This window comes from Empedobacter sedimenti, from assembly GCF_030005555.1.
GTDB classification, from domain to species: Bacteria; Bacteroidota; Bacteroidia; order Flavobacteriales; family Weeksellaceae; genus Empedobacter; species Empedobacter sedimenti.
This window is the reverse complement of the sequence record NZ_JASCQG010000010.1, coordinates 37,496-54,152: the sequence shown is the minus strand read 5'-3', so window position 1 is coordinate 54,152 and position 16,657 is coordinate 37,496. Positions and strand designations below refer to the sequence as shown.

At 33.1% G+C, this 16,657-nt stretch carries 10 protein-coding genes; all 10 read left to right on the top strand.

Annotation, left to right across the window (positions count from 1 at the left end):
- Positions 1-4 precede the first annotated feature (4 nt).
- Positions 5-448, top strand: coding sequence for a FixH family protein (locus tag QHG34_RS10480; RefSeq protein ID WP_282630138.1), 444 nt, complete (start codon positions 5-7; stop codon positions 446-448).
- Complete coding sequence (locus QHG34_RS10475) at positions 433-1,149, top strand: sulfite exporter TauE/SafE family protein (RefSeq protein ID WP_282630137.1); 717 nt, start codon at positions 433-435, stop codon at positions 1,147-1,149. Before QHG34_RS10480 ends, QHG34_RS10475 begins: the two co-directional genes overlap by 16 nt.
- 71 nt (positions 1,150-1,220) lie before the next feature.
- Positions 1,221-2,357, top strand: a complete 1,137-nt coding sequence (locus tag QHG34_RS10470; RefSeq protein ID WP_282630136.1) for a helix-turn-helix domain-containing protein — start codon at positions 1,221-1,223, stop codon at positions 2,355-2,357.
- A gap of 126 nt (positions 2,358-2,483) precedes the next feature.
- Positions 2,484-3,989: a serine hydrolase gene (locus tag QHG34_RS10465; protein WP_282630135.1), complete on the top strand. Its 1,506-nt coding sequence runs from the start codon at positions 2,484-2,486 to the stop codon at positions 3,987-3,989.
- A gap of 105 nt (positions 3,990-4,094) precedes the next feature.
- Positions 4,095-5,390, top strand: a complete 1,296-nt coding sequence (locus tag QHG34_RS10460; RefSeq protein WP_282630134.1) for a serine hydrolase — start codon at positions 4,095-4,097, stop codon at positions 5,388-5,390.
- 61 nt (positions 5,391-5,451) lie between these two features.
- The gene (locus tag QHG34_RS10455; RefSeq protein ID WP_282630133.1) at positions 5,452-6,153 is read left to right on the top strand and encodes a Dph6-related ATP pyrophosphatase; all 702 of its coding nucleotides are present in this window, start codon (positions 5,452-5,454) and stop codon (positions 6,151-6,153) included.
- A gap of 68 nt (positions 6,154-6,221) precedes the next feature.
- Entirely contained in the window at positions 6,222-7,646 is a 1,425-nt protein-coding gene (locus QHG34_RS10450) for a S41 family peptidase (RefSeq protein ID WP_282630132.1), read from the top strand.
- 201 nt (positions 7,647-7,847) lie between these two features.
- Positions 7,848-8,801: a hypothetical protein gene (locus QHG34_RS10445; protein WP_282630131.1), complete on the top strand. Its 954-nt coding sequence runs from the start codon at positions 7,848-7,850 to the stop codon at positions 8,799-8,801.
- A gap of 79 nt (positions 8,802-8,880) precedes the next feature.
- Positions 8,881-9,462, top strand: coding sequence for a Holliday junction branch migration protein RuvA (gene ruvA, locus QHG34_RS10440; RefSeq protein ID WP_282630130.1), 582 nt, complete (start codon positions 8,881-8,883; stop codon positions 9,460-9,462).
- Positions 9,462-16,646, top strand: a complete 7,185-nt coding sequence (gene sov, locus QHG34_RS10435) for a T9SS outer membrane translocon Sov/SprA (protein WP_282630129.1) — start codon at positions 9,462-9,464, stop codon at positions 16,644-16,646. Before ruvA ends, sov begins: the two co-directional genes overlap by 1 nt.
- Positions 16,647-16,657: the final 11 nt, after the last annotated feature.

Sequence of the window (16,657 nt, the reverse complement as noted above, 5' to 3'; positions counted from 1 at the left end):
AATTATGAAGTTAAATTGGGGACATTATGTAGCAATTGCCTTAGGATGTTTTATCATCTTTATTTTGTCATTGTTATATTTTGCAGGAGATACAGGCGGAATGGTAACGGATAATTACTATGAAAAAGAATTGCATTTTCAAGACGAAATTAATGCTGAAAAACGTGCAAACGTTTTAGCCGAAAAACCAGAAATTATTACTCAAGCCAATGGATTTTTGTTTCAATTTCCTGAAACTACTGCGGCTGATTTTAAAGGAGATATTTATTTGATGCGTAACGACGACGAAACAAAAGACGTAAAGTTACCAATCAAATTAACGGATAAAAAGAATTTTTTAGTTTCTTCAGCCAAGTTAATTAATGGAGAATATGAGTTAACATTAAGCTGGACAGAAAACAAACAAACGTATTTGATTAAAAAGTCCATTCGATGGATTTCACAATAATCATAATAGCACTTTCTATAGGTCTTACATCATCCTTGCATTGCGTGGGGATGTGCGGACCTATTGCTTTATCTTTGGGATTAGAATCTCAGAACAAACTAAAATTTACACTTCGTAATTTAACCTATCAATTAGGACGAGTTACAACGTATACAATTCTTGGTGCAATTTTAGGGTTGATTGGCGAATCACTTTCTTTCGCAGGTTTACAAAATTATTTAAGTATTTTGATTGGGGTTTTGATGATTATTATGGTCATGATTCCAAAATTCTACGAAAATGGAGCAACACAACTTCGCCCAATCAATGCTTTAATGGTAAAAGTAAAGCTTGCATTAGGGAAATACTTAATAAAGAAAGATTCATCATCACTTTATATTATTGGACTATTAAATGGATTGTTGCCTTGTGGAATGGTTTACGCTTCACTTACAGCGGCCATTGGTTTAGGATCTATTTACAAGAGCGCAATGTTTATGTTCTTTTTCGGACTTGGAACATTACCTTTGATGTTTGCAACCGTTTTATTTGGTAATTTTTTATCTGTGAAACAGCGCCAAACTATCCTGAAAATCTTACCAATTATCACACTTATTTTGGGTGTATTATTTATTCTTCGCGGATTAGAACTAGATATTCCTTTTATCTCGCCAGCCAAAGAAGCACTTCAGCTAAATGGTATGGATGAGCATTGTATGTAGTTTTTTATAAAAAAATGTATTTTCTCAAAGAGGTGAAAAAATATTACATTTGATTTTGTATTCAAAACAAAATGGACAACTTCACTTTTAAAGAAATAGCCGCTTTTATTGGGATTTTCCTTGTGCTTGTCCTTGCCTTATTTTTGGTAACAGTAAAGACAAAGCACAAACTGTCCAATTGTTTGCTGGCATTTTTTCTTTTTACGACTGCTGCAGATGGGTTGAAGTTTTTGATGCGTGATTTCCCTATCAATTATATGAAGCTTGAGGCTTTCCGTTGGAGTCTTAATTATATTTTTCCTGCCTCATTTTACTTGTACGTTTTGTCAGTCTGTTATACCAAATTTCGATTAAACCCGAAATATTTATGGCATATCGTTCCTTTTATTGCGTTCAATTTGTATATGGCGTATGGGATTTATTTTCAAGATAGAGCAGGGAAAATCAGTTTCATCAATGGGTTGGGAGCATCGCCAATTATGGACTTTTTCCACATTCTTTTCGAAGTTCTATTTCAGGTTTATTTCATTGCTTCATTTTTGGTGATTAGAAAATCGAAAACGGTCTATCTCGAGAATTATACCAATCCCAATATTTCGATTCTTAATGCACTTTACAAGATCAACATTCTATTTTATGTTGTACATTTTTTAGTATTGATAAGATGGTGGGTTACTTTTACTTATGGTTTCGGCGAATTGAGAGAATGGATTGTGATGCTTGATGGTATTTCTTTTTTTGTCTGTACCTGTTGGTATCTATTTGTAGCATTAAACAATCCCGATTTTTTCCGTGGTGTGAATTCGGATTTAAAACCGATTAAAGAAGTCGTTTCCGAAGAAAAACCGAATCCCCAAATTAATGAGGAGAAAAATACAGCAATCGAATCTTTAAAAGATTTTATGCTTAAAAATGAACCTTATTTGGATTCTTCGTTAACGATTCAGGATTTGGCGGAGCAAGTCAAAATGCCCGTGAAAGATTTATCGGTTTTGATTAATTTGTACATGGACAAACATTTTTTTGATTTTGTAAATGAATACCGAATCGAAAAAGCAATGAAAATTCTAAAAGATCCTTCTCAAAAACAATTAACCGTTTTGGAAATTCTGTATCAAGTTGGATTTAATTCCAAATCTTCATTCAATACGTCCTTCAAAAAATACACAGGGAAAACGCCGACCGATTTTAGGAAAGAAGCTTTGTAAAATCGTATTATTTTCCAGAAAATGAGTTCGACTTTTTTTAGTCGGTCGCGTACTGAAGTTATTTATCGCAGTTTTGCGGAAAAATAATTAATATTGAATATGAATCACAATCAAATGGTTTCACTTATGAAAAATGCAATCCTTTTCCTTTTTCTGATTTTTTCAGGCTTCACTTTTGGTCAAAGTGTCAACGAAAAAATCAAATCTTTAGAGAATAATCTAAACGCTTGGGACAAGACTAAAACTAAAAAAACGACTTTAAAAGAACGCATGGATTTTTATGAAGTCAAGGCCGTAAGTATTGCTGTCGTTAAAAATTACAAAATTGAATGGACAAAAGCATACGGTTTTGCGGAAGTTTCTGAGAAAAGACCTGCAACCACGAAAACGCTTTTTCAGGCAGCTTCGATTAGTAAATCGTTTAACAGTCTGGGAATTTTAAAGTTGGTTGAAGATCAAAGATTAAATCTGGATCAGGATATTAATACCTTTTTGAAAACGTGGAAATTCCCTTACGATTCTATTTCAAAAGGAAAAAAAATCAACATCGCTCAATTGTTAAATCATACGGCAGGACTTTCTGTAAGTGGTTTTGGAGGTTACGAACGAGGACAAGATTTGCCTACAATTACGCAAATTTTGGATGGCACAAAACCTGCAAATTCTGATGCCGTTCGTTCGATTTTTGAACCAAGTTTAAAGTTTCAATATTCGGGAGGCGGAACGACCATTTCTCAATTAATTTTGGAAGATACAACTGGCGAAAAGTATGCGGATTATATGCAAAAAAACATATTGCAATCTTTAGGAATGACACAAAGTTCTTTTAATCAACCGCCATCGCCGGACAAGCAAAATCTTTTAGCAACGGGTTACAATGGAAAGGTCGAGGTTGTTGGCAAATACCATATTTATCCCGAACAAGCTGCGGCTGGTTTGTGGACAAATCCGGCAGATTTGGCAAAATACATCATCGAAACGCAATTGTCTTTACAAGGAAAATCCAATAAGATTCTTTCAAAAGAAATGTCAATAAAAAGACTTGATAACAATTTAGGTGTATTTGTTCAAGATTATAACGGTACAAAATACTTTGGTCACAGCGGTGGAAATGATGGATTTGTTTGCCATTACATTGGAAGTTTGGAAGATGGCAATGGCGTTGTTGTAATGACCAACGGCAGAAATATGCAGCTGATCAATGAAATAGTTTCAAATATTGCCTATCAAAATCAATGGAAAAACTATCCTTTTGAACCCATAAAAGAATCTATTTCGTTAACAATTAAAAAAATGGCAAAGCAAGACATTGATAAAGGTATTGAGCTTTACAAAAAACTAAAATCAAACAATCCGAGTGGTTACAATTTCTCAGATGCAAGCGAATTGAATACTTTGGGTTACGAGTTTTTAAGAAATAACAAAATTGATGAAGCCATAAAGATTTTCACTTTGAATATTAATCAATTTCCAGATTTAGCAAATGCGTACGATAGCCGTGCTGAAGCTTATTTTGATAAAAAAGATTACGCAGCATCAAAAGCTGATTATCAAAAAGTATTGGAGCTGGAGCCGACCAATCAGAATGCAAAAGAAATGCTTTCAAAAATCGAAAAAGAATCAAAGAAATAGACATTTATGAAAATAAATAATCTCACAAGAAATATCAGTTTCCTTTTGCTGATTTTTTCTTGCTACACTTTCGCTCAAAATGTCTCCGAGAAAATAGATTATCTGATGACAAAATCTTACGAAAGAGGATTGTACAATGGAAATATTTTGGTTGTCAAAAAAGGAAAAATCATCTATCAAAAGTCATTTGGTTATACAGACGAAACGAAAAAAACTCCCTTAACAAAAAATTCAATTTTTAATTTTGGTTCTATTGCAAAGGAGCTTAATGCCGTTGCGATTATGATGTTGGTAGAACGTGGTCAACTCAATCTTGACGACCCGATTTCGAAATACAATTTAGATTTACCAAAATGGTCGGAAAAAGTAACGACAAGACATTTGATTAATTACGCCAGCGGAATTCCAAGAATAGAAAACGGACTCGTCGTCCCGAAAAACGATGAAGAAGCTTGGAAGATTTTGAGAAAAACGGATACGTTGTTATTTGAGCCTGGAAAGGATTACCGATACGATAATGGCAATGTTTTTTTACAAAGAAGAATTATTGAAAAGATTACAGGAATGACTTTCCAAGATTTTGTAAAGAAAAATATTATCAAACCTCTGAAAATGAACAATTCCGTGTTTGACGCAAAACCGGACTATAAAAATCGAACGTCTTGCTACGATATGGATAATAACCGTTGTCCAGAAATGGAATTTATCAGCGGTTGGCTTTGGATGGACACTAATAATATGTACAAATGGATTGATGCGATGGATCATCATCGTTTGATTTCCAGAAAATCCTATGAAGCTTTATTGAATAATCCCTACACAAAAGACCATCAAGGCGGGTCGTTTGGCGATTATTTTGGAGAAGAAGAATTGCAGCGTCATAATGGTGTTTCCTACAAATTTGAATCGCTGGTGTTAAATGATATGAAAAATGATGTTGTCATCATTTTAGCATCCAACAGTCGCAATAAAGTTTGGAATTTAGGACATATCATTCGTGATATTATGTTGGGAAAATCGTTTGAAATCCCTAAAAAATCGATTTACCAAGCGTTAAGAAAAGAGGCACAAACTGATGTCAATAAAGCGATTGAGAATTATTATCAATTGAAAAATACTTCCGAAAAAGAGTATAGTTTTGAAAATCCAACTGAACTTAACACATTGGGTTACGAATTATTAAGAGCAGGCAAAATTAATGAGTCCATCAAAATATTTCAATTGGTTGTAAAAGAGTTCCCGAATAACGCAAGTGTTGCCGATAGTTTGGGCGAAGCTTATCTTACTAACAAGCAATATGATTTGGCGTTAGAATGGTATAACAAAGCCATCAGCCTCGGCGGAACCAACGGAAATGCCGAAAAAATGATTGAGAAAATTAAGGAATTGAAAGGGAAATAATCTATCAATCTATATTTGATTTTTTGTACATTGGTTGGGTTAAGATTGACAAAAAGAAGATATGAGTGTTAGAAAAAAAGCAGTATTTAATTGGAGCGGCGGAAAAGATTCAGCTTTTGCACTTCAAAAAATTCTTCAAGAAAATGAGTTTGAAGTCATTTCTTTATTGACAACCATTAATGATGATACGCAAACGTCTTCTATTCATGCAATTCCTTTAATCTTGTTACAGAAGCAAGCGGAAAGCATCGGAATTCCTCTTTACACAGTTTCTTTATCAAAAGATACCAAAACCTACGAAGAAGGAATGACCGAAGCAGTTGAACATTTCAAAGACCAAGGTGTAAAACATTTTATTTTTGGTGATATTTTTTTGGCAGATGTGAAGTCGTATCGAGAAAGCAAACTTAATCCTTTAGGTATAGAAGTCGTTGAGCCACTTTGGGGAAAATCTTCGGAAGAAATTTTTGAAGACTTTTTAAAATCAGGTATTAAAACCAAAATCATTGTAACACAAGCCGACAAGCTGGCCGAAAGTTTTATTGGAAAAGAAATCGATGAAAATTTCTCAAAACTGCTTCCCGAAGGTATTGATGTCTGTGGCGAAAATGGTGAATATCACACTTTTTCTTATGATGGTTGGCTTTTTAAAACCAAAATTGATGTCAAAATTTCCAAAGTCAGCAAAATATCTTACGAATTCAAAATGGATACTGGCGAAATGAAAAGTTTCTATTATTGGCAAGCGGAACTTTCTTTGTAGCAGAAATTATTTATGTTTCAGTATTTTTGTTTAAATATCTGGAATTAACGACAAACAACATTTGGATAATGAATTATAAACTACTTTTCTTCTCTTTTTTATTTGCAATTAATTTTAGTTTTGGACAGAAAAACTTGTTGTTGGAGAAAACTCTCAATAAAGACAGTATTTCTGCAGAGTTTACGGAATTGTACAATTTGACAAACACCATTCATCCGGGGGAGTTTATGTTCACTTCTAAAAAGGAGTTTGACAAAACGTATTTTGATTTAAAAAAATCCATTAAAACCAATCTTTCCATCATAGATTATTATAAACTTACGGCGGCTTTGATGGCAAAAATTAAAGATGGGCACACAACAGTTGATAGAGGACAGATTACTGCTTTATTAAAGGATGAACAGGTTTTTCCTTTCAGTATTTATAAAATTAATAATAAATACTATTTTGATAAATCGACCAACGAAAATAAGAATTATAAAGGCTTACAAATCCTTACGATAAACGGAAAAAATATTGCCACGATTGTTAGTGAAGTTAAAAAATACATTCATCTTGAAGGAAGAAACGAATCGGGTTTGAATTTAAAGTTTAAAAATTTTCCTTTTTATTATTTTATCTACGACCAAGCAGATAAATTTGATGTTGAATATTTAGATGATAAAAATCAAAAACAACAGATTGTTTTAAACGGAATAACATTCGGAAATTTCACAAAAAGTATCGCTGAAAATATCCCGTCATTAAGCACAGAAATACGCAAAGATAATATTGCAGTTCTGAAATTTCATTCTTTCGCAAATGGTTATAACGAAGCTGATCGAAAGGTTGCCAAAAAACAATTAGACGATTTTTTCGCTAAACTTGATAGCCTAAAAACCAAGAATCTCATTATTGACCTTCGCGACAACGGAGGTGGTTCAGCTGACATTGCCAATTATCTTTTTTCTTACTTGACGGATAAACCTTACTACTATTTAGACTACTATGGTGCAAAATACAACAGTGTAAAAAGTTGGAAACATTATGCTCAAAACCCTGATAATATTGAAGAAATTGATTTATCAGAGACGAAGAAAATGAATAGTTTGAATTGTTATAATTCAACCAATACCGATGATTGGTGGTTTAAAAAGCAGCAAAATAAAGCTAATTCATATAAAGGAAAAGTGAGCGTTCTGATTAATGGAGGTTGTTTTTCGACAACAGGACATTTTTTGGCTTTACTACGCGAATACAAAATTGGAAAATTCTACGGCGAATATTCTCAAGGAAGTAATTACAGCAATGCAGGAGGTCAAGCTTTTGTTTTGCCATATTCCAAAACGTTGGTTTGGATTCCCCATTTCCAATATAAAATGCGAATGCCTAATTTTAAAAGTGACGCGAAAGGGATAAAACCCGATGTTGAAATTCCACTTCAAGCAGAAGATTTAAAAACTGGTTTTGATAGACAGATGGATTTTGTGGTAAGGGAAATTGAGAAAGGTTAGCGGTCGATGGATAAATAAGAAAGTAGAAAGCTTAAATTGTCTTTACGGAGCTAGCGGAAACGCTGAAAAGAATAATTGAGAAAATTAAGGAGTTAAAAAAACTAAAAATTGATTTCATAAAATATTTCATTAAAATCAATACATTCATCCATCCTTACAAAATAAATTGTATTTTTAATTTAATGAAATGCGATTAACGCGATGAAGTTCAAATCAGAATATATAGGAATTATTTTAGGAGCATTGTATGGTTTGCTTTTTCGGTTTGTAATAGGTGATAATTCATACAATATATTTGATAATGGTGTACTAACATATACCTTCCTTTTCGGGATTCCAGTTGTTATTGGAGTAGTTCCGATTTTGTATTCTTCTACAGAAATCTATAAATCAAAATTGAAACAATTTTTTTATCCAATAATTACAGTTGTGATTTATATTATGACGTGCTTAATGACAGGAATTGAAGATTTGGTTTGTGGATTAATATTGGGATTTCCAGCTTTAATAGTTGCAGGAATTGCAGGATTAATTTGTGGGAGTAGAACAGCAGAAAGAGAGAATGATAAAAAACTATACTCAATTTTATTATTGCCGTTGTTTTTATTTCCAATTGAAAGTGTTTTTCCTGATAAAAATGAATTCTTTACTATAGAAAGTTCTATTGTTGTGAATAATCAACCTGAAAATATTTTCCCTAATTTGATTGAAGTCAAAGAAATAAAGCAAGATGAATATAAAGAGGGATTTTATCAATTTATTGGCGTTCCGCGACCAATAAAATCGACATCATTTATAGAAAATAATCAATTGGTTCGTATTGGAAAATTTACAGATGATTTGGAGTTATTTGAGTATGTTACAGAATTGGAAGAAAACAAATTTGTAAATTTCAAAATAGATATTTCAAAATCTAAACTTCGTCAAAAACCAACAGATCAACATATATTGAAAGGAAATTATTTTAGGTTTGAAAATATAAATTATCGTTTAGAAAAAATAAATTCAACACAAACAAAAATTACTCTTTCCTGCGAATATCAAATAACTTCTAAACTAAATTGGTATGGAAACTTTTGGGCTGAAATTATTATTCATGATTTTGAAAAACGATTATTGCAGTCTCTAAAACTCAAATTAGATTCACCTCAATAAATCAATTATTTCATCCTTACAAAATAAATTGTAATTTTGGCGTTATCACTATATGTGGTATAACTAAATAAACTTCAGAATGATAACACAATTAAGAGGTAAATTAATCGAAATTTACCCAACAAATGCTGTAATAGATTGCAATGGTGTAGGATATTGGGTCAATATTTCATTGAATACATACTCAACTTTAGAACACGAAGAAGCAGTTACAATTTTTTCACATCTGATTGTTCGCGAAGATGCACACATTTTATATGGTTTTGCAACAAAATTAGAGCGCGAAATTTTTCAGAAATTAATTAGTGTTAATGGAGTTGGTCCAGCATCGGGAATGATGATAATTTCAACACTTTCTTCCAAAGAAATTGCTACGGCAATCGCTTCAGAGGATGCTAAATTATTGCAAAGTGTAAAAGGAATTGGAGCCAAAACAGCACAAAGAATCATCATTGATCTAAAAGATAAATTGGATCAAAATTTAATATTAGATGTTAATTCAGGGTCTTCAAAAAATAAATCTAAGAATGAAGCGTTATCTGCATTAGAAGTTCTTGGAATTCCGAAAAAATCTGCTGAAAAAATCATGGACAAAATCCTACAAGATACACCAGAAGCAGATGTAGAATTCTTAGTAAAAGAAACCTTGAAGAAAATTTAATGAAGATTCACCGCGAACCAAAATCTATTCGTAAAGGCTCTACAATTGCAGCATTATGTTTCCTTTTTGTAATGGGAGCAATGGGCGACGTTGTAGCGCAAGAAAGTGACACACTAAAGTTTCCTATCCGAGATCAGAAAGGAGGATTATTTTTAGATAATCAAGTAAAATACGATGTTCAGTACGATGCGATAAAGCGTCAGTATATCTTATACCCACAAATTGGGACAAGTTTAGTCTCAGAACCTATTTATTTAACTCGTCAAGAATATTTGACTTTGGTACAAAACCAAGATATGAAGAGTTATTTTAGAACCAAATCGCAAACCAACGATCAATTTTATCGTGAACAACGTTTTGGAGATAAAGAAGGGAAAAAAGAGAGCAATATTTTACCAAGTTTTAGAGTAAAATCGAAAGCTTTTGAAATGATTTTTGGTGGATCAGAAATTTCTTTGATTCCACAAGGTTACGCAAATCTTGATTTAGGCGTTTTCTTACAAAAAATAGATAACCCTATGCTTTTGCCTCAGAATAGACAAACGCTTACGATGGATCTTAATCAACGTATGCAATTGAGTATTTTGGGTAAAGTAGGTGAAAACCTACAAATGAAAGTGAATTATGATACACAAGCCGGTTTTGGGTTTGAGAATCAAATGAAACTTCAGTGGAGAAAAGCATTAGGAACAAAATTAGATCCGTTTGGTGGAGAAGATGATATTTTACAAAACGTAGAGTTAGGAAATATCTCGATGCCGCTAAGTACATCATTAATTACAGGTGCGCAGTCGCTTTTTGGAGTTCGTACTGATCTCAAATTTGGACGTACAAACGTAACTGCTGTTTTTTCTGAGCAACGTTCTGAGGCAAAAAACATCGTTGTACAAGGTGGTGGTGTAATGACAGATTTTAAAGTTGCAGCGGAAAAATACGAGTACAACCGACATTTCTTTTTAGGACAATATTTCAGAAATTCTTACGACAGAGCTTTGTCCAATTATCCAGCGATCAATAGTAATATTAATATTAGTAATATCGAAGTTTGGAAAGTTGATAAATCTGGTGGTAATCAGCAAAATAGACGTTCGGTAATTGCGATTAGAGATATTGCAGAAAGTAATGCAGCACCAAATAATAGTAATAATGGATTATTTAATGACATTAAAAACCAGAATTTTACAAAGATTAGTGATGCAAGAAATTTCTTGAATGGGTACAGTTATAATGGTGAGCAATTTCAGGATGGCGAAAATTTCGTTGTCAATGAAAGTGTACGAAAACTTGATCCTTCTGAATTTACTTTCTATCCAAAATTAGGATATGTTTCCTTAAATACACCTTTGGTTGATGGGGAAGATTTATTAGCGGTTTCTTTTCAATATACATTAAGCTCAGATCCAGGTAAATTATACACTGTTGGGCAAATGTCTAATGAGACAGATAAACCAATTATTGCGAAATTAATCAAACCAAATTCTGCCGTAAACGTGGCTTCGCCAATGTGGGATTTGATGATGAAAAATATTTATTCATTAAATGCTTACGGAGTTTCGAATGAGGATTTTATGTTGAATATTAATTTCAAGGATAATGGAGAAAATTCTTCTGGTAAATTAAATTATCTTCCAAACTCGGCTGTAGCTGAACAACCATTACTTCAGGTAATGAATATGGATAGGTTAAATACGAATAGGCAAGTACAACAAAATCCGAATGGCACATTTGGAGATGGTTTATTCGATTTTGAACCTGGTTTAACAATTGATACCGAAAGAGGAAACATTATATTCACAACTGTTGAGCCTTTTGGGGCAAATTTGACTAAAAAATTACAAGGCCAAAATCCTGAGTATGTTTTCAACGAAATTTATGATCAGTTACCAAATACTTTAACTGGAGAAAAATTAGCCAACCGATATACAATAGAAGGTCGCTACAAAGGAACCGTTTCTGATGGTATTCCATTAGGAGCTTTCAATGTACCACAAGGTTCTGTAAAAGTAACTTCTGGTGGAGCAACTTTGACAGAAGGTGTTGACTATACAGTAGATTATCAATTGGGACGAGTTAAGATTATTAATGATCAACTTAAAAACTCTGGTGCTCCAATTAATGTAAGTTTAGAGAATCAATCTACTTTCAACTTACAGAAAAAACGTTTTATGGGAATTAATGTCGAACATAAGTTTAGCGATAAATTTATGTTAGGTGGTACATTAATTAATTACCAAGAACGTCCAGTTACGCAAAAAACTCAATTTGGTTCGGAACCAGTTAATAATACAATTTTTGGACTAAATACACAGTATAACTCCGAAGCGGAGTGGTTAACACGATTAACAAATAAAATTCCTGGAATCAAAACAGATGAAATGTCGAACATCACCGTTCAGGCAGAAGCTGCTTATTTGATGCCAGGTGTAAATAAAGTAACAAGTGGTTATTCTTACATCGATGATTTCGAAGATGCGCAATCTCGTATCAGTATTTTAGATGTAGGTGCTTGGCGTTTTGGTTCTACACCAGGAAAGCCAGCTGGTTTATCAGGAACAAATTATCACCCATTTTTTCCAAATGGAAACAAAAATGATGATTTAAGTTTCAATAACGGACGAAAAATGCTTTCGTGGTATACAATCGATCCTCGCTTTTATGGTCTTGGTGGTAGTTCGCCGTTATCAGATCAGCAAATGTCGACGCATAAATCTCGCCGTGTAAAGTTGAAAGAGTTATTTGATCAGCGAGATGTAATGGCGGGTACTAATTCGTATATCAGCACGTTTGATATGACGTTTTATCCACAAGAAAGAGGTCCGTACAATGTAAATCCAATGGCAACAGATACCAAAAATTGGGCTTCTGTAATGCGTCCTATTTCAGTTTCAAATTTCAAAGATTCTAATGTCGAATATGTTGAATTTTGGATGATGGATCCGTATGCAGACGGAGATGGAGGAAATGGAGAATTATTACTTCATTTAGGAAATGTATCTGAAGATGTGCTGAAAGATGGTGAGTTGATGTACGAAAATGGAATGCCTCATTCTAGCAATAATACGCAAACAGTTGCGACAAATTGGGGTAAAACGCCTCAGTTAAATCCAATTCTTTATGCTTTTGACACAGAAGGAGCAGCTCGCAAAGAACAAGATTTAGGATTTAATGGATTAACAGATCAAGAAGAGGTTAATCGTTATGGTTTTTCGAGTAATAATATTGTTACAGGTGAGTTAGACCCTGCAAATGATAATTATTTATTCTTTTTAGATGATCGTTTCAAAAGTTCTTCTATCGGAAATACGGTGCAAGATCGTTACCGATTTTTCCGTAATCCGCAAGGAAACAACTCGACATCAAACCCATTACACGCTTCGTCTTTAATGCCCGATACAGAAGATATTAATGGAGATTTTAACTTAGATCAAACTGAAAATTATAATCAGTACACATTAAAAATTGATCGTCAAAGTTTAAATGATCCTGAAAATAAATTTATTGTAGCAAGAAAAGAAGTTGACGGAGAATTTCCAGACAAATCTTCACATAAAGTAAAATGGTATCAAGTTCGTATTCCTGTTGATAATTTTGACTTGGATATTGACGGAGATGGTGTAGAGGAGCTAAATAATCCTGCTTCAATTTCTCAGGCAGAAAGCGTTTTGACAGCAGCGCGTTATATGCGTTTGGTAATGCGCGGTTTTGATGAGCAAACAACATTACGTTTTGGTACTTTTGATTTGGTACGCTCTGAATGGAGACGTTATCAAAAAAATATTTATCCTTTAATTGTTAATAATCAAGAAGGAGAATCTCAAGATCAAAATATAGATGATTTAGAAATTGGAGAAGTAAGTATTGAGCGTAATAATGGTGATCGTCCTCCATATAAAATGCCTCCTGGTGTTTACCGTGAGCAAACGCAAGGTACAACAGGTTATCAATCGCAGAATGAAGCGTCGATGACGTTAAAAGCGAAATTTAAACCAGGAAGTACATCAAAAGCGATTTTCAAGAATACGAATTTAGATCTGAGACGATACAAAAAATTACAAATGTTTGTATCTGCTCAAGATTTATTAGATCGTACAAATAGTCAAGTAGACAACGGAACAAAATTATTTATTCGTTTAGGTAGCGATTATACTGATAACTACTACGAATATGAAATTCCGGTAAAATATACGCCACAAAGTGCTTCGACAGAAAGTGCAATTTGGCCAGACGAAAACTTTATTGATCTTACAACAGATTTGTTTACAGATGCCAAAAAACAACGTGATTTAGAGTCTTTTAGTACTTTACAGCGTTATGCTTTTGCTTTTGATCAACAAAATCCAAATAAAGCAGTTTATGTAAAAGGACGTCCAACTTTAGGCAACGTATCGTCGATGATGATTGGTGTGCGTAACACTTCTGGAGCGTCAAACAAAGAAGTTTTACTTTGGGTGAACGAATTACGCTTAAGCGAAATTGACAATGACGGTGGTTATGCTGCTGCAGCCAATGTACAGTTTAATTTAGGAGATTTTGCCAATGTGCAACTTTCTGGTAGTACAAGTTCGGTTGGTTTTGGAGCGATAGATCAAGGTCCGTCAGGAAGAAATCAAGACGAATCATTGCAATATGCATTGAATGCTGAAATAAAATTAGACAAGTTTTTACCTAAGAAATGGGGAATGGAAGTTCCGTTTAACTTTACAATTCAAGAAAGTTTTGTTGATCCGAAATATAACCCATTAGATAATGATATTATTTTTGACGAAGCGCCTAATAAAGCAGAATTAGAAAAAGTAGTACGTACCTATACACAATTCAAAAGTTTTGCTTTTAACAATATTCGTAAAGTAAGATCAACAAAAAATAATAATCCAGTACGTTTTTATGATCCATCGAATTTTACTGTTTCGATGATGTATTCGGATAATTATTATAGAGATATTTACACACAATATAATGTTAATCAGCAGTTAAGAGCTTCTGTTAATTATAATTTTGGGTTTAAAGGAAAATCGTATCAACCATTCAAAAATTGGCGAGCAGCACAAGAAAAAGAAGAATCTGGTAAGTATTTACAATTTATTAGAGAATTTAATATCAATCCTTTACCAACAAGATTTGCTTTCCGTACAGAAATTGCGCGTACATATAGTGAAAGACAATACAGAGATATTAGCCAATATTTAACTGGAGGATCGTCGAGTTCATCTTTGATTCAGCCAACTTATAGCAATAATTTCTTGTTCAATTGGCAATATAATTTAGGATTTGACTTGACAAAATCGTTGCGATTAGATTTAACATCTTCAACAATGACCTTGAATGATGGAACAACTTTTCAGAAAGCAGATCAAGGTCTGATTTGGCAAAATTTGTTTACAATAGGACGTCCAGTACAATATGATCAGCAATTTCAGGTCAATTATAAATTACCATTCAAATTCTTTCCGTATTTAAGTTTTATGAATGTTGAGTTAGGTTTTACATCTAATTACAATTGGATGGCAACGCCAACGGCTTATCGCAGATTTGAAACGGATGTTGTAGATGCGAACGGAAATGTAACAAGTCGTATTGCAGATTTGGGACGTGGAACAGCGCAAAACTCTAATTCGGTTAATTTAATCGGTGATTTTGATTTCGCTAAATTTTATCCAGAATTTAAAGGTTACAAACGATTTGACTCAATTTTGAAAGGTCGTCGTGAAGAAATAGATTCATTGAATCAAGTTTATACTGATCTTTATGCGAAGAAACGTAATCGCAATAAGAAATCACAATATAAGTTTAAAAACAAGTTTACTGCAAAAGATTACGGTTGGATGGTTTTATCGTCACTAAAACGTGCCAACTTTACGTTTAATCAACGTCACGGAGCATTTATTCCGGGATTATTGTACGAGCCAGGTTTCTTTGGTGTAAATGGTAAAAATGGACCAAGTTTAGGGTTTGTTTACGGAACACAATTCGATATTAAACGTCAATTAATAGAACGTGGTTTGATTGTAAATGATGAATTGATGACAGATGCTTATCAGTTAACAAAAGGATCAGACTTTACAGCAACTGCTTTGATAGAGCCAATTCCAGATTTACGAATTGACTTGAATGCGAAGCGAATGAAAGATCGTCGTATTTATCATTCAGGTTTCAATCTTGATGTCGAAAACCCATATATTGATGAATTATCAAACCTTAATATTTCTACGGTAAGCTTAAAAACGGCTTTCAAGAATGGAGATTTAATTTTTAATCAATTCTTAGATAATACAAGAACAATCTCTAATCGTTTAGGTAGACAACGTGGTAGTAATCAAGATGGATTAGGGTATTATGAAGGTTTTAATGCTCGTAGTTCTGATGTTATTTTACCAGCTTTCTTAGCAGCAGTAGAAGGAAAAGATGCTAATTCGTCTAAGTTAGGATACAACCGTACAATTCCAGTTCCTAACTGGCGTGTAACATATACAGGTTTAAAATCTATACCAATTGTAAACAAATATTTTGATAATGTAGAAATCTTAAGTGCTTACAATTCTACGTACACAGCTTCATCAATCCAATCTAATCCAAATTATATGTTAGATGCTGGTGTGATGAATGGCGGTACAGTAACAGGAAAGGATGATAATGGTAACTATTACACAAAGAATTTATATGGAGCTGTAACGATGATCGAATCTTTTTCGCCATTGTTAGGTGTAGATTTAACTTTCCGTAACAGTATGCAATTGCGTGCGCAATATAACCGTGATCGTATGTTGTCATTAAGCACAACAAACTATACATATACAGAAGATTATGGTTCTGAGTATATTGTAGGATTTGGATATATTTTCAAAGACTTCAAAATGAAGATTCGTTACCAAGGAAATCAAAAAACAATCAAAGGAGATTTAAATATTCGTGGAGATTTTTCTTTACGCGACAATCAAACCACGATTCGTAAAATAGTTTATAATTTTAATGATCAAAATTTACCAACAAGTATTTATGGAGATTCTCAGATTACTGGTGGACAACGAATTATGTCATTAAAATTAACAGCAGATTATAATGTAAGTAAGAGTCTTAACGTGAGATTTTACTGGGATCAGATGATGAGTAAATATAAAATTTCAACAGCTTTTCCAATTTCTCAGATTCGTGCCGGATTTAGTGCTACATTTACATTCGGAAATTAAAAACAATAAAA

What these genes read in the sequence shown, in the direction of transcription:
- sov (WP_282630129.1), top strand. Translation starts at nt 9,462, where the DNA reads ATGAAGATTCACCGCGAACCAAAATCTATTCGTAAAGGCTCTACAATT.
- QHG34_RS10480 (WP_282630138.1), top strand. Translation starts at nt 5, where the DNA reads ATGAAGTTAAATTGGGGACATTATGTAGCAATTGCCTTAGGATGTTTT.
- QHG34_RS10460 (WP_282630134.1), top strand. Translation starts at nt 4,095, where the DNA reads ATGACAAAATCTTACGAAAGAGGATTGTACAATGGAAATATTTTGGTT.
- QHG34_RS10445 (WP_282630131.1), top strand. Translation starts at nt 7,848, where the DNA reads ATGAAGTTCAAATCAGAATATATAGGAATTATTTTAGGAGCATTGTAT.
- QHG34_RS10475 (WP_282630137.1), top strand. Translation starts at nt 433, where the DNA reads ATGGATTTCACAATAATCATAATAGCACTTTCTATAGGTCTTACATCA.
- QHG34_RS10450 (WP_282630132.1), top strand. Translation starts at nt 6,222, where the DNA reads ATGAATTATAAACTACTTTTCTTCTCTTTTTTATTTGCAATTAATTTT.
- QHG34_RS10465 (WP_282630135.1), top strand. Translation starts at nt 2,484, where the DNA reads ATGAAAAATGCAATCCTTTTCCTTTTTCTGATTTTTTCAGGCTTCACT.
- QHG34_RS10470 (WP_282630136.1), top strand. Translation starts at nt 1,221, where the DNA reads ATGGACAACTTCACTTTTAAAGAAATAGCCGCTTTTATTGGGATTTTC.
- ruvA (WP_282630130.1), top strand. Translation starts at nt 8,881, where the DNA reads ATGATAACACAATTAAGAGGTAAATTAATCGAAATTTACCCAACAAAT.
- QHG34_RS10455 (WP_282630133.1), top strand. Translation starts at nt 5,452, where the DNA reads ATGAGTGTTAGAAAAAAAGCAGTATTTAATTGGAGCGGCGGAAAAGAT.